At 69.7% G+C, this 13909-nt stretch carries 15 protein-coding genes and 1 pseudogene; 2 read left to right on the forward strand and 14 right to left on the reverse strand.

What is annotated here, in order from left to right:
- Positions 1-13: 13 nt before the first annotated feature.
- Entirely contained in the window at positions 14-346 is a 333-nt protein-coding gene (locus IPG68_01950) for a hypothetical protein (protein ID MBK6762107.1), read from the forward strand.
- Here the strand turns inward: IPG68_01950 and IPG68_01955 are convergent.
- From IPG68_01955 to IPG68_02010, 12 genes are all read right to left on the reverse strand, one after another.
- Positions 339-1421: an SDR family oxidoreductase gene (locus IPG68_01955; GenBank protein ID MBK6762108.1), complete on the reverse strand. Its 1083-nt coding sequence runs from the start codon at positions 1419-1421 to the stop codon at positions 339-341. The two genes, IPG68_01950 and IPG68_01955, sit on opposite strands and share 8 nt — an antisense overlap.
- On the reverse strand, positions 1418-2260 hold the full coding sequence (locus IPG68_01960; GenBank protein MBK6762109.1) for a hypothetical protein: 843 nt from the start codon (positions 2258-2260) through the stop codon (positions 1418-1420). Before IPG68_01960 ends, IPG68_01955 begins: the two co-directional genes overlap by 4 nt.
- 82 nt (positions 2261-2342) lie before the next feature.
- On the reverse strand, positions 2343-4688 hold the full coding sequence (locus IPG68_01965) for a sodium-translocating pyrophosphatase (protein ID MBK6762110.1): 2346 nt from the start codon (positions 4686-4688) through the stop codon (positions 2343-2345).
- 137 nt (positions 4689-4825) lie between these two features.
- The gene (locus IPG68_01970) at positions 4826-5197 is read right to left on the reverse strand and encodes an ATP-binding protein (protein MBK6762111.1); all 372 of its coding nucleotides are present in this window, start codon (positions 5195-5197) and stop codon (positions 4826-4828) included.
- On the reverse strand, positions 5197-5529 hold the full coding sequence (locus IPG68_01975) for an STAS domain-containing protein (protein ID MBK6762112.1): 333 nt from the start codon (positions 5527-5529) through the stop codon (positions 5197-5199). Before IPG68_01975 ends, IPG68_01970 begins: the two co-directional genes overlap by 1 nt.
- A gap of 64 nt (positions 5530-5593) precedes the next feature.
- Complete coding sequence (locus tag IPG68_01980) at positions 5594-5920, reverse strand: flp pilus-assembly TadE/G-like family protein (protein ID MBK6762113.1); 327 nt, start codon at positions 5918-5920, stop codon at positions 5594-5596.
- Complete coding sequence (locus IPG68_01985; protein MBK6762114.1) at positions 5910-6293, reverse strand: pilus assembly protein TadE; 384 nt, start codon at positions 6291-6293, stop codon at positions 5910-5912. Before IPG68_01985 ends, IPG68_01980 begins: the two co-directional genes overlap by 11 nt.
- Entirely contained in the window at positions 6290-6466 is a 177-nt protein-coding gene (locus tag IPG68_01990; GenBank protein ID MBK6762115.1) for a DUF4244 domain-containing protein, read from the reverse strand. The genes IPG68_01985 and IPG68_01990 overlap by 4 nt, the downstream gene beginning before the upstream one ends.
- Positions 6467-6591: 125 nt before the next feature.
- Positions 6592-7269: a type II secretion system F family protein gene (locus IPG68_01995; GenBank protein MBK6762116.1), complete on the reverse strand. Its 678-nt coding sequence runs from the start codon at positions 7267-7269 to the stop codon at positions 6592-6594.
- A complete protein-coding gene (locus IPG68_02000; GenBank protein ID MBK6762117.1) occupies positions 7266-7904 on the reverse strand; it encodes a type II secretion system F family protein in 639 nt (212 codons plus the stop codon). Before IPG68_02000 ends, IPG68_01995 begins: the two co-directional genes overlap by 4 nt.
- A gap of 5 nt (positions 7905-7909) precedes the next feature.
- Complete coding sequence (locus IPG68_02005; GenBank protein MBK6762118.1) at positions 7910-9037, reverse strand: TadA family conjugal transfer-associated ATPase; 1128 nt, start codon at positions 9035-9037, stop codon at positions 7910-7912.
- The gene (locus IPG68_02010) at positions 9034-10065 is read right to left on the reverse strand and encodes a hypothetical protein (GenBank protein ID MBK6762119.1); all 1032 of its coding nucleotides are present in this window, start codon (positions 10063-10065) and stop codon (positions 9034-9036) included. Before IPG68_02010 ends, IPG68_02005 begins: the two co-directional genes overlap by 4 nt.
- A 250-nt stretch (positions 10066-10315) precedes the next feature.
- Between IPG68_02010 and IPG68_02015 the strand changes: the two genes are divergently transcribed.
- The gene (locus tag IPG68_02015; protein MBK6762120.1) at positions 10316-11134 is read left to right on the forward strand and encodes an HAD family hydrolase; all 819 of its coding nucleotides are present in this window, start codon (positions 10316-10318) and stop codon (positions 11132-11134) included.
- A 124-nt stretch (positions 11135-11258) separates the two neighbouring features.
- Here IPG68_02015 and IPG68_02020 read toward each other — a convergent pair.
- Positions 11259-12496, reverse strand: a pseudogene (locus tag IPG68_02020) (class I SAM-dependent methyltransferase).
- Complete coding sequence (locus IPG68_02025; protein ID MBK6762121.1) at positions 12493-13890, reverse strand: FAD-binding oxidoreductase; 1398 nt, start codon at positions 13888-13890, stop codon at positions 12493-12495. Before IPG68_02025 ends, IPG68_02020 begins: the two are co-directional and overlap by 4 nt.
- Between the last annotated feature and the right edge of the window lie 19 nt (positions 13891-13909).

A 13909-nucleotide genomic window follows, 5' to 3' on the forward strand; every position in this document is an offset into this window, starting at 1 on the left:
AGGGGTGGTTTCCATGTCAACTCCGGACACGGCACGACGCTCCACCACCGCGGCGTTCCTGATGCCTGTCACCTATCTGATCTGGTTCCCGATCGTGTTCGCCCTCGGATACTGGATCACCGCCACGTTCGATGCGTATCCGTCCACAGAGGTCCCCCTGGTCCAGACCGGGCTGGACGGAATCATCGCCGCGGCCTGCTACGGCCTGATCTGCGGACTGCCGGCGTGGATCGGGGTGTGGCTGGCAGCGAAGGCCGGCCGCGGCGGGGGCACTGCCGCGGCAGTGCTCGCCCTGGTGCTGAATCTGCTGATCGCTGTGGCGATGTTCGCCCTCGCGTTCACGTAGTCCGCCCGAAATCGGAAATCAGCGCGGCGCGCACGACGGTGTCGATGTAGTCGAGCACTGCCGGACATTCCAGACCGGCTGGCGCGAGGACCTCGTCGGCATGCGTCGTGTCGAACTGCGGCCGCATCTGCAGGTAGGGACGGTAGACCAGCCCCGCCTGCAGGGTGCGCCGCAGGCGTTGGTCGGGCACAAGCATGAGCAGCGGGCGCACGCCCCTGCGGAACACGACGGGCGGGACGCGGATCGGCGCCCCCCGCTCCAGCAGGGCGAACACCCTCGGGAGCATCTCACCGGTGGTGGTGTCGCGGCCCGGACCCGCGGCCAGGTGGAAAGTGCCGCCCAGCGTCGCAGGATCTGCCGACAGCGTGAGGATCGCGTCGGCCACGAAGTCCACCGGCACGACGTCCAGGCGCGCACCGGGGTCGTAGGGGATGACCGGCAGCCAGCCGCGGGCGATGACCTTGAGGGGCCAGTAGAGGACCTTCCAGGCTCCGGTGCGACCGGTCCGGGAGTCACCCACCACGATCGAGGGCCGGTGCACGGCCACCGGCAGGTCGGCCATCGCCGCGCGCAGCAGGTGCTCGGCCTCGTACTTCGTCTGCTCGTAGGTGTTGTGGAAGCCCGCGTCGTGGTCGAGGTCGGACTCCAGGATCAGGCCATCGCGGCGTCCTGCGACGTAACACGTCGAAACCGCGTCGAGACGGCGCAGTCGCGGGAGCCCAGCGCAGACGTCGATGACGTTGCGTGTGCCATCGACGTTGATGCGCCGCGCTGCCGCCAGCGGCAGGTCGAAGGACACGCTGGCCGCGCAGTGGATCACCTGCGTGACCTCGCTCAGCAGCGCGGGATCCACACCCAGGCCGGGTTCGGTGACATCGCCGGCCACCGCGTGCAGCCGCCCGGTGTCGCTGTCGTTGCGTTCGGAGAGGGCCACCAGCCGTTGCTCCGCCGTCGCGTCCGCAGTGGGGCGGATCAAGCACAGCACCGCGCGGTAGCGCGGGTCCGCGGCCGCGCGCCGGAGCACCTCGCCACCGACCATGCCGGTCGCACCGGTCAGCAGCAGGACGTCGGTCATAGCCGCGCGGCGATCCCCCGCACAAGGCGCCGCAGAGCGGTGGGTTCCTGCTGCAGGAACAGCGAGGGCTCCACGAGTTCCAGTTCGGCCAGCAGGGGTTGGTCGTGGTCGTCGCGGATGAGATCGATGCGCGCGTAGAGCAGTTCGTGCGGGATGTCCGCGATCACCGCCTCGGCCAGTTCTCGCTCGGCGTGGGCGATGGGCAGCGCCGCGGACACCTGCTCCTGCGCGTCGCCGAGGCGGGGGCTCTTGCGCACCGCGTGCGTGAGTTCCTCGTCGATCCAGATCAGCGAACGTTCGCCATACGTCTCGACTGAGGACAGGTAAGGCTGCACCATGACTTCCCGGTCGCCGCACAGTGTGCCCCAGAACGCCCTCGCCGCTGGCGACTGGGGGTCGGTGATCCGATCGGTGAGGAACGACCCGGCCCCCACCACCGGCTTGGCCACGACGTCGTGCCATCCGCGGTCGGCCATGAGGTCGGCGAGGTCGACCTCCTCGCCCACTCCGAGCCAGGCCGTGGGCACGACCGGCACGCCCTGCTTGGCGAGTTGGCGCAGGTAGCCCTTATGTGTGTTCCACTGGACCACCTCGACCGGGTTGAACAGCCGGGTGACGGTCGCCGCGTGCACCGCCCAGTCCAGGAACGCGTCGAGGTTGTCGATGTAGTTCCACGCCGAACGCAGGACCGCGATGCCGAACCGCGACCAGTCCACGGTGTCGTCGTCCCACGCCGCAAGTGTGGGTTCCAGGCCGGCGTCGCGCAGAGCCGCCAGCAACAAGTCCTCGTCGGGGTCGGGTTCCGGCAGAACCTGGCAGGTGACGATGGCTACGCTCACAGGCCAACTCTCGCGCACCACGGGCACCGGACACACCGCGACCCCCGTCCGGACGAACCGGAACGGGGGCCGCTGGTGCTGTTCAGGAGACCTGCGAAGCGATCTCCTCCGGGCTGACCGCGATCGGCCGGCGCTTGGTGATGACGACCGCGCCCACGACCACAGCCAGCGCACCGGCCGCGATGGCCCAGCGCAGCGCGTTGCCGTCGAGGAACATCGACACCACAGCCGGGGCGATCAGCAGCGAGACCAGGTTCATGACCTTGATCAGCGGGTTGATCGCCGGACCGGCGGTGTCCTTGAACGGGTCACCGACGGTGTCACCGATGACCGTGGCGGAGTGGGCCTCGGAGCCCTTGCCGCCGTGGTTACCGTCCTCGACGAACTTCTTCGCGTTGTCCCAGGCCCCACCGGAGTTGGCCAGGAACACGGCCATCAGGGCGCCTGTGGCGATAGTGCCCGCCAGGAACGATCCGAGGGCGCCGATGCCCAGGCCGAAGCCCACAGCGATCGGCGTCAGGATGGCCAGCAGACCCGGCGTGCTCAGCTCCCGCAGGGAGTCGCGGGTGCAGATGTCCACGACCTTGCCGTACTCCGGCTTCTCAGTGCCTTCCATGATTCCCGGGTGCTCCCGGAACTGCTTGCGCACCTCGAAGATGATGGCGCCGGCCGCCCGGGTCACAGCGTTGATCGCCAGACCCGAGAACAGGAACACCACCGAGGCGCCGATCAGCAGACCGACCAGGTTGCGCGGGTTGGAGACGTCGAGGATGCCCAGATATTGGGAGGCGTCCTGCGCGCCGAGGCCCTGCAGCGCATCGCCGGCCTGAGCCGTCGCCTGCTGCACCGCGTCGCGGAAGGAACCGAACAGCGCCGTTGCCGCCAGTACGGCGGTCGCGATCGCGATCCCCTTGGTGATCGCCTTCGTGGTGTTGCCCACCGCGTCCAGGCTGGTGAGCACCTGGGCACCCTCGCCCTCGACGTCGCCGGACATCTCGGCGATGCCCTGCGCGTTGTCGGAGACCGGACCGAAGGTGTCCATCGCAACGATGACGCCAACCGTCGTCAGCAGACCGGTACCGGCCAGCGCCACTGCGAACAGGCTCAGGGTGATCGAACCGGCACCCAGCAGGAACGCCCCGTACACCGCGGCGCCGATGAGCAGCGCGGAGTACACCGCGGACTCCAGGCCGAGCGAGATACCCGACAGGATGACGGTCGCCGGACCGGTCAGCGAGGTGCGGGCCACGTCGTCCACCGGACGACGGTTGGTCTCGGTGAAGTACCCGGTCAACTGCTGGATGGCGGCGGCCAGGATGATGCCGATCAACACGGCGGCGATCACCAGGAAACGCGGGTTGAGCGTCTCGGCGGTGGTCACGCTCAACTGCAGCCGCTCGCCGACCACGGTCCAGTCGGTCAGCTTGACCAGGCGGTCGGGCAGCCAGATGAAGGCGGCGATGGCTACCAGCACAGCCGAGATGATCGCGGAGATGAAGAACCCGCGGTTGATCGCGCTCATGCCGGAGCGGTCGTTGGGGCGCGGGGAGACCGCGAAGATGCCGATCATCGCCGTGATGACACCGATCGCCGGGATCACCAGCGGGATGACCAGGCCGAGGCTGCCGAGGGCGGCCTGGCCGAGGATCAGCGCAGCCACCAGGGTCACCGCGTAGGACTCGAAGAGGTCCGCGGCCATACCGGCGCAGTCACCCACGTTGTCACCGACGTTGTCGGCGATGGTCGCGGCGTTGCGGGGGTCGTCCTCGGGGATGCCCTGCTCGACCTTGCCGACGAGGTCCGCGCCGACGTCAGCAGCCTTGGTGAAGATACCGCCACCGACACGCATGAACATGGCCAGCAGGGCTGCGCCGAAGCCGAAGCCCTCCAGGACCTTCGGCGCCTCGCCCTTGTAGACCAGCACCACGATCGCCGCACCGAGCAGGCCCAGGCCGACGGTGAACATGCCCGCCACACCACCGGTGCGGAAGGCGATGCGCATGGCCTTGGTCTCTCCGCTCTTGCCCTCGCGGGCCGCGGCCGCCACGCGCACGTTGGCGCGCACGGCCAGCCACATGCCGACGTAGCCGGTCACCGCGGAGAACACCGCGCCGACGAGGAAGAAGATCGAGCGACCGATCCTCTCGTTGGTCGTCTCTGCCGGAAGCAGGAAGAGGACGAAGAAGACGATGACGGCGAAGATGCTCAGCGTGCGGAACTGGCGACTCAGATAAGCCGATGCCCCCTCCTGGATGGCTCCGGCGATGCTCTTCATCGAGTCAGTGCCTTCGCTGGCGGCGAGTACCTCGCGGACGAGCAACCCGGCCACCGCCAGCGCGAGCAGCGCGATGAGCGCCACGACGATGACAGTGGTGTAGTTGCCGCCCGACAGAGTCACTACGTTCGCTGCGGCAGTGCCTGCGGACATACGGTTTGCTCCTCGGATTCCCTTGCGGGCGCCGGGCGGAGACAGTCCCCTGACCGGTGCGCCTTGGTGGAGCCGGGCCCTCCCAGGACCGACTGGGCGCGATTCTACCTGTGGGTAACTTACGTCCCGCTTACAGGTCAGCCCGTTTCCGGCCGTGACCAGGACATCCGCAGCACCTGGCCCCCCTCCGGCGGCCAGGTCACCTCGGTCCCGGGGACCAGTGCGCGGATGACGGCCATAGCCATCCCGGGGTCGTCGGCGGCGCCGGAATCACGCACCTCGATCACGAAATCGCGGTCAGAGTCGACGATCCGCACGTCCACTCCGGCGGCCGAGCCCGCGCGCTCGTGCCGCACGACCGCGCGGCCCACCGCCTCGCCCACCGCCAGGCGCACGTCGTCCACGTCGTCCTCGGTCAACCCACATCGCCGGGCAGCCGCAGTGGCGACCAATCGGGCCACCCGCACCTGCGCGGAATCCGCGGGGATCCTCAGCGAGCAGGCGGCCATCAGGTCAGGGCTTCCTCAACCGTGGCGTACATGCCCACCTGCTGGTCGACGCCGGTGAGCGTGAAGACCTTCGTGATCTTGCCCGCCGCCGTGACCACCCGCACCTCACCGCGGTACTCCCGCACCGCCGCCACCGTGGCCACGATCACCGACAGCCCAGTCGAGTCCATGAAGTCGACGGCCGCGAGGTCGACCACGATGAGCGGTGCCTGCGCGGCCACTGCCGACTCCAGTTCCGCCTGCAGGGTTGCTGCGGTGTGCAGGTCGACCTCGCCGGCGGCGTGCACCACCGTCGCTGCACCCTGCTGCTCGCTGTTGACCTGCACGTGCATGTCGCCTCCCGGATCCGCTGCCCGCCACTTTGCCAGACAACGCCATGGCAGACACCCCTGTCAGTCACGGCGGCCCCGCCCGCGCCCAGGCGGTCACGCGCACGGTGCGGCCCATCGCCAGCTCAAGCTCGCGGCCCACCACCACCTCCACGTCGGCCCCGTACACCTCACACGAGACGAGTTCGGCACCGTTGTCGTGCGCAGTCGCGCGCGCCTCGGTGCAATCCATCGGCCCGGCAGCGGCCAGTGCCGCCAGGTCAGCAGCAGCTGAGACCTCGGCGCGAGCCACCGCGAACCGGACCACGCCCAGAGCGCCGAGGAACGCCACCAGCCCGACGCACAGTCCCGCTACGAGCAGGACGGTGGCGGCACCCCGCTCCTCACGTCTCACGCACGGTCCTCACCTCGGCGCGCATGGTGAAGCGCGGGAGCAGCCCGCGCCCCCCGACCACCCTGCTCACCTCGACCCGCAGGCGCCCGGCTTCATCGTGGATCCGCACCTGCGCCCCGGGCAGGGCAGACACCACCTGCTCGCGCACGGCCACTTCGTCATCGCCACGGGCGAGCATCCGGGCGGCGGTGCGCGCCGCCTCCGTCGTCTGCACCTGTACCGCGCCGGCAGCGACCACCCCCACAAGGGCCAGTACCACGGGGATCACCGCCAGCAGCCCCACGGCCAACTCAGCGGTGAACATCCCGGCGGAGGCGCGGATGCGGTGATGCAGCCGGGCCGCACCACCGCCGCGCGCAGAGGACGTCCTCACAGGATGAACGAGAACGCCTTCTGGATCACCTGCCACAGAACGTCCTGGACATCCGGTGAACTGAGCAGCTTCACCAGGACGCCACCGAACCCGCATGCGGCAACGGTCCCGACGGCGTACTCCGCGGTGGACATCCCATCGTCCGCGACGACCCGCTGGATGACAGCCTCCATCGATTACCTCCTTGTGGTTGGTCCGCCCCGAACTCAAGGCGGCTCAACCACTTTCCCGCCGCGGGAAGGTGGCCAACAGGGCCCGGAGCGGATCTGGGGACAACGGCCCGAGCGCGTCCACAACCTCAGAACAGGTCCATGACCAGCGAGCCCACGATGGGCACGACAGCCAGCAGGACGAATGCTGGCAGGAAGCAGACCGCCAGAGGCAGCACCGCCTTGACCCCGACGGCCCGGGCCCGGCGCTCGAGGTCCGCGCCCCGTTCCGCGCGCAGCTGCCCGACGCAGGCGACGAGGGCAGTGGTCAGCGCAGCGCCGGACTCCACGGACCTCAGCAGCACCCGGCCCACGGGGGCCAGCGCAGGGTCGTCGAGGAACTCCGCGAACGTCAGCGGGTATCCGGCACCGAGCCGATGGCGTGCGGCGCACCGCCTGAACAGCCCCGCAACGGGCTCGCCGAACGCATCGGCGGTCACCGTCATCCCCGTCCACAACGGCGCACCCGCGGCCAGGCAGGATGCCAGGCAGTCCACGGCATCCGGCGCCTGGCGCAGGAGTCCCTCGCGGTCGGTGGTGTCCGCGGCGGCGAGACGCTCCAACAACCGGCGGGAAGCCCACCCGGCGGCCAGTCCCAGCGGCAGCCCCCACCAGCGGCCCACGAGGGCCACAACGCCCAGCGCGGCGGCAGCCGCGGCCGCGGTCGGTGCGTCCACCCCCGGACCCCGGGACCTGTGCACCACGCGCGCCCGGCTGCCAGGCGCGATGAGCAGGATCGCCCCCAGGCACAGCAGCAGCACGCTCACAGCGACGCCTCCACACCGGCCACGAGCTTGCGCATCCAGACCACGCCCAGCACCTCGAGCAGCCCGGCGAGGCCCAGGCACCCCCAACCCCAGATCGTGCCCAGCAGGAAGCCGACCGGATCGGCCCCCATCAGCAGTCCCATTCCCACCCCGATCAGGGGCAGGAGCACCAGTACCCGCACTGTGGCCCGCGGCCCTGCCAATTGCGCCCGCACCTCCCGGCGCACCGCCGCGGCTTGCTCAGCGCCCTGCACGAGGCGGTCGAGGGCCGCTGCCATCGCGGCCCCGGATCCCTCACACACCTGCCACAGCGCAGCCAGCGCCAGCAGGAGTGACTGCCCACCGGCACCGGTCCGCAGGGCCGACGCGACGTCGCCGCCGAGCCGGGAGGTCGCAACGGCATGGCGGACGATCTCATCGGCGCAGTCGCCTGCGGCACGTTCGAAACCGTCCCGCAGGGCGGCCCCCGAGCGCAATTCGTCACGGAACGCCCCGAGCACCTCCATCACGGCGGCCTCCGACGAGGTGCGTCGCCAGGAACCGAAACGCCGCCAGGAGGACCGCGACCGGCGGATGACCCGGGGACGCACCGACGCGGGCACGAGCAGCAGAACCCCCACCGTCAGGACCGCCACGCCGATCACGGCAGGCGGTCCGCGGCAGGTCCTGGCACCACATGGCCGTCCCGGAAGACCACCGCCGGGACGGTGCTCACGTAACCCGCTGCATCGCGCTGCAGCACCGCTACGCCGGCCACGCGCCGCCGCGGATCCCGGACGACGTGCACGACCGCCTGCAGGCCAGCCGCCACCTGGGCGTGCAGACCCTCTCTGCCCAGCCCGGCCGGCAGCGCCAAGGACTCCAACCGGGCCGGGACGTCCGCGGCACTGTTCGCGTGGACCGTGCCACATCCACCCTCATGTCCGGTGTTCAGGGCCGCGAGCAGATCCACGACTTCGGCACCGCGGACCTCACCGACCACCACCCGGTCTGGCCGCATCCGCAGCGCTTGGCGGACGAGGTCTCGCACCGTCACTTCCCCGGACCCCTCGGTGTTGGGTGGCCGCGCCTGCAACTGGACCACGTGCGGATGGTCCGGTTGCAGTTCCGCGGAGTCCTCCACGACCACCACCCGCTCCGCCGGGTCCACGGCCGAGAGCAACGAATTGAGCAACGTGGTCTTGCCCGACCCGGTGCCCCCGCTCACCAGGAACGCGGCCCGCCGGGCCACCAGCCGGGCGAGGATGTCCGCGCCCTGCGCCGGGAGCGTACCGACGTCGACGAGTTCGGGAAGGGTGAACACGCGGCGGCGCGGGATCCGCAGGGACAGGCACGTGCCCTGCCCGCTGATGGGCGGCAGGACCGCGTGAAGCCGGACACCGCCGGCCAGCCGGGCGTCGACGTAGGGGACGCTGTCGTCGAGCCGGCGACCCACGCCTCCGGCCAGCCGCTGCGCCAGTCGACGCACCGCGGCCTCATCCGGGAACCGGACGTCGCTGCGCTTAAGGCCCTCGCCCGCGTCGATCCAGACCTCCCGCGGTCCGTTGACGAGCACGTCGGTGACACCGTCAGCGGCGACCAGGGGCTCCAGCACGCCGAGGCCCGCGATCTCGGTGCGCAGACTGCGGACCACTTCGACGATCGACGACTCCGGTAGCACCAGCCCTTCGGAGCGCAGCGCCTCCGTGACCGACAGGGCCGTTGCCGCCCACCCCTCCGCAGCCAACCGGCGGCGGACCCGGTCCACCACAGCCTCGGGGGCGCTCATTGCAGGACCTCCGCCAGCAGCCCGTCGCCCGCCCGTCCCAGCGGGCTGCGGCGGCGCCATCCCGGCGGCTCGCCGCGTTCCAGGCGCTGATCCAGACCCCGGTCCGGAGCCATCGCGGCGATGACCGGCACACCGACCGCCGCCGCCACATCAGCCCCGGTCAGCCCCCCGGGATTCGGGCCCCGGACCACGATGTCGAAAGCCGCCCCGAGCCTCGCCACCACCCGCCGCGCCGCACGCACACCGCGCACATCTGCCGGCACCAGCATGAACACCTGGTCGCAGCGCGCCATCGCCTCGCGCTGGTAATCCGTGACGCCGCGGCCGAGGTCCACCACTGTGACCGCGGCGCACCGGCGCGCGGTGTCGAGCACCGCCGCCGCCACACCCGTCGGCAGTCCGGCGGTACCGTCGTCCGGCCACCCGAGGACCGCCACCCCCTCCACCCGTGACACAGCGGATTCCAGGGACCGCACAGGGATCCGCCCGGCTCCGGCACGGACCTGATCCCACGTGAGACCAGACACCTCGTCGGCCCCCAGGACCACGCCCAAGCCACATCCCAGCGGATCGAGGTCGAGCAGGTAGACCCCCAACTTGGCGCGCACGGCGGACATGGCCAAGGCGCAGGCGAACACCGAGGCACCCGCGCCGCCGCGGCATCCGAGCACGCCCACCACTCGCCCCTGTGCACCGCGGTCCTCCTCCCGCCGCGACACCCGTTCGGTGAGCCAGCCCGGTTCACCCGGCGGCCGGACCACCTCCTCGGCGCCCACCTCGAAGACCACCTGCCACAGGTCAGGGTGCGGTTCACCGAACACCACCACCGCGGGACGCTCAGGCAGCGCCGCAGCACGCACCTCGAGCAGCACCTCGGTGCACACGACGACCACCGGGGCCCGCGTCCAGATCAACGCCGCCGCGCTCGCCTGCTCCTCGACCTGCACGGTGAGTTCGGCGGCCGAAGCCAGCGCCAGCACATGGTCGACGGCTTCCGGATCCCGCCCGAGGAGTAGAACGTCGGCCACACATCCACCCTGCGCCGAAGGTGGCCGCGGTCCAAGGTGGGCAGAACGATCTGTGGACAAAGGGAAGACCCCCGCAGGGGGGGATGCGGGGGCCTTCGGGGCCGATGATTGGGGGGAAAGATCGGCCGTGCGCCCAGTTGGGCTCTTCAACTATCCCGCCATCCCGCAATAGATGCAAGTGAATACCCCCGGATGCCGGACGGTGTGGAGAAAATACCGGCTCAGCCGATGGTGCGCAGCCGAAAGGACGATGCGCACTGGCCTCTGTGACACCATGGTGGTCGTGCCTGCGCGTGCCGCTGCGTTCTTCGATCTGGACAAGACGATCCTGGCCAAGTCCAGTTCGCTGGCCTTCGCCAAACCGCTCTACGCCGGGGGCCTGATCGGCCGCTCGGCGGTGCTCAAAAGCGCATACGCGCAACTGGTCTACCTCGCCGCCGGGGCGGACCACGAGCAGATGGAGCGGATGCGGGTCTACCTGTCGGAACTGTCCCGGGGCTGGGACGTCGACCAGGTCAAGGCGGTCGTGGCGGAGACGCTCGACGGGATCGTGGATCCGATCGTGTACGTCGAGGCGGTGAAGCTCATCGCAGAACACCAGAGCGCCGGCCGCGACGTCATCATCATCTCGTCGTCCGGTACGGAGATCGTCGAACCGATCGGTGCACGACTGGGAGTGGACAAGGCCATCGGCACACAGATGGCCATCGAGGACGGTAAGTACACCGGCGACATCCTCTTCTACGCCTATGGGCCGGGCAAGTCCGAAGCCATGCGCGCGCTGGCTGCCGAGGAGGGCTACGACCTGGCCGAGTCATACGCGTACAGCGACTCCTACACCGATCTGCCGATGCTCGAAGCCGTCGGCCACCCGTACGCCGTGAACCCCGACGAGCAACTGCGCCGGGTGGCCCGGGAGCGGGTGTGGCCGATCCTGGAGTTCGACAAGCCGCAGTCCATGCACCGCACCATCAGCCGGGAGCAGAGAGCAGCCGCCAGCGCCGGGGCCGCGGCGGGGGCGGTCGCGTTGGGGCTGGCCTGGTACTCCCGGTATCGCCGGGGTCGTTGAGCGGCGCCCTCCCGGCGAGGGTGTTAGTGATACGGACATCCGGGAGCGAAAAAGATGGCCCGTTTCGCCAACGCCTATCCGATTCACTAACCGATGCAGTCGGCGGCGGCGAGGAGGCCGGGCCCTACCCCTCCAGCGACAACCGCAGCGGCATCCCACTGTCCCCTGTCGGGGAGGTCCGGGTGGCCAGGATCTGGTGCAACTGGATGCGGTTGCGCATGAAGCCCCACTTGCTGGCCGCAAGGTAGAGCCGCCACACCCGGGCCTTGCGCAGGCCTACCTCGGCCACGGCCTCGTCCCAGTGCGATTCCAGGTTGGCCAGCCAGACACCGAGGGTCATCGCGTAGTGGACACGCAGGTTCTCCTCGTGCTGGACCTCGAGACGCTCGTGCTCCATGGCATCGACGAGCGTGCCCACGTGCACGAGCTCCCCGTCGGGGAAGATGTAGCGGTTGATGAACCCGTTGCGGGTGTAGGTCTTCTCCTTGGGATCGGTGCGGGTGATGCAGTGGTTGAGCAGCCGGCCACCGTCCACCAGTCGCGACCGCAGGAAGGAGAAGTAGGCGGGGTAGTTCTCCTTGCCGATGTGCTCGGTCAAGCCGATGGATGCGATCCGGTCGAAACCCGTCTCCCGCACCGCGCGGTAGTCACCGTGGCGCAGGTCGACCTGTTCCTCCAGTCCCGCCCCAACCACCGCCCGCTGCCCCCAGCGGGCCTGCTGCTCTGACAGTGTCACCGCGATGACCTCGACACCGTGGTGCTTGGCGGCGTGGATGGCGAACCCGCCCCATCCGCATCCGACATCGAGCATCCGCATGCCCGGTTGCAGCCCGAGTTTGCGGCACACCAGCTCGAACTTCTCCTCCTGGGCCTGCTCCAGGGTCGCGTCCGGACCGGGGAAGACGGCGCAGGTGTAGGCCATCGTGGGACCGAGCACCCATTCGTAGAAGGTGTTGGAGACGTCGTAGTGGTGGGAGATCACTTCGGCATCTCGGCGGCGGCTGTGCTTCATGCCGTTGTTGTGCACCTCCTCTGGCGGCGGCGGAGGCTTGCGCAGGAACAACGGCGCGAAGTGCCGCCCCAGGGCGGCCTTCTCCCGCCACGACACGTCGCGCAGGGCGGCGGTGGCCAGGCGGTCGAAAGCGGTGTACAGGTCGCCGGTGACCTCGAGGTCGCCAGCCACATAAGCGCGGGCCAGACCCAGTTGCCCGGGTGCGCCGAGCAGTGCCGCGATCGCCTTGGGCGACCTGACCTCCAGGCGGATGTCCGAGCCGATCCGGCCCCCTTACTGCCGTCGTAGGCCACGAACTCCACGTCCGTACCGGGTCCGGCCAACATGTCGAACGCCTCGGCGATCTTCATCGCACCTCCACGCAGGTCTTGTCGTACAACTCGGGAAAACGTCCGTCGGGGTCGTACTGCTCCTTCAACCCCGCGTACGCGGCTCCCCCGTAGATCTCGTAGAACTCCTCACGGCCGTAATAGGACGTGGAGTACAGGGACTTTCGGCCGCCGAGTCCGGCGACCTCGCGCTCGATGGCACGGTTCACCCGCCCGGCATCCGGATCCTCGCCGGAGCCCAGCGCCACCCGCGACCAGAACCCCACGTTGACGTAGGTCGTCGCCGGGTCGAACTCGTACAGCGTCCACCGCAGGTCCGCGTCGCGCTGGCGCAGGGGGCACAACCACACCGGGGTGATACCGACCTCCCGGTGGAAGAAGTCCAGGAACTCCGGTAGTGCGGCCACCGGCACCTCGACGTCCTGCACGACCATCTCCTTGGGTGCCCTGCCCCGCATACGGTCCAAGCGCCGGGAAAGCCGCCACCGGCGATCCGCGGCGATGATCTTCCAATACACGTCGCTGCGCTTGTAGCGGTCGGGCCACAACCGCCGGACCACGGGGTTCTGCACACCGAACGCCGAGGAACACCAGAACCAGTCGGTGTCCCACCGCCACAGGTAGTCGTGGATGGTCAGCACGTCCGCGCCGCGCTCCCGGATCGAGCGGTAGTAGATCTGCTGGCCGGTGTAGTCCGACGGCTGGCCCAGGTCGCTGTAGGAGCCGAGCGTCAGGAAGATCTCGCGGGGTTCGAACAGCGTGGCGTCCATGTAGTCGACCGGCACCCCGTCGAACTGCCGCGTCGCAGTGATGTCCGCCATCGTCGCTGCGAGCGCGGCGGCGTCATCGAACCCGACGTGGCGAAGCGACACGAACCGGCGCACCGGCTCCAACTCGATGTCCAGGCGCAGGGCGTAGCCGAGGGTGCCGTAGGAGTTGGGGAAGCCGAAGAAGAGGTCGTGGTGCTCGCCGTCCGCGGTGGCCCGCACGACCCGCCCGTCACCAGTCAGCACATCCATTGCACTGACCGACTCGTGCGGGCAACCGTTGCGGAAACTCGCGGCCTCGATGCCCAGCCCGGTGACCGCCCCGCCGAGGGTGATGGTGCGCAACTGCGGGACGCACAGCGGCACCAGCCCATGGGCCAGGGTGGCGGCGACCAGGTCCTCGTATGTGGTGAGCCCGCCCACGCTGGCGGTCCGGGTGGCCGGATCGACGTCGAACACCCGGCCGAAAGCTGACAGATCGAGTTCGGACTCGGTGGCGGCCCGCGAGCGGAAGAGGTTCGACGTGGTCTTGTGCAGTCGGACCCGGCCTTCGGTAGTGCGCAGGTGCTCGGCCGCGGCTCGTGCCGCTGCGTCGAAGTCCAAACCCAGGCTCACCCGTTCAATCCTGCCAGCAGTCGGCGGGCGCATACAGAGTTTCGGCGGACAG

The sequence above is a fragment of the Micrococcales bacterium genome, assembly GCA_016703125.1.
Lineage (GTDB): Bacteria > Actinomycetota > Actinomycetes > S36-B12 > UBA10799 > JADKAV01.

Bases quoted from the DNA above. Each gene is read 5' to 3' on its own strand.
- IPG68_01950 (MBK6762107.1), top strand. From the start codon at position 14: ATGTCAACTCCGGACACGGCACGACGCTCCACCACCGCGGCGTTCCTG.
- IPG68_01955 (MBK6762108.1), bottom strand. From the start codon at position 1,421: ATGACCGACGTCCTGCTGCTGACCGGTGCGACCGGCATGGTCGGTGGC.
- IPG68_01965 (MBK6762110.1), bottom strand. From the start codon at position 4,688: ATGTCCGCAGGCACTGCCGCAGCGAACGTAGTGACTCTGTCGGGCGGC.
- IPG68_01970 (MBK6762111.1), bottom strand. From the start codon at position 5,197: ATGGCCGCCTGCTCGCTGAGGATCCCCGCGGATTCCGCGCAGGTGCGG.
- IPG68_01975 (MBK6762112.1), bottom strand. From the start codon at position 5,529: ATGCACGTGCAGGTCAACAGCGAGCAGCAGGGTGCAGCGACGGTGGTG.
- IPG68_01990 (MBK6762115.1), bottom strand. From the start codon at position 6,466: ATGGAGGCTGTCATCCAGCGGGTCGTCGCGGACGATGGGATGTCCACC.
- IPG68_02005 (MBK6762118.1), bottom strand. From the start codon at position 9,037: ATGAGCGCCCCCGAGGCTGTGGTGGACCGGGTCCGCCGCCGGTTGGCT.
- IPG68_02015 (MBK6762120.1), top strand. From the start codon at position 10,316: ATGCGCACTGGCCTCTGTGACACCATGGTGGTCGTGCCTGCGCGTGCC.
- IPG68_02025 (MBK6762121.1), bottom strand. From the start codon at position 13,890: ATGCGCCCGCCGACTGCTGGCAGGATTGAACGGGTGAGCCTGGGTTTG.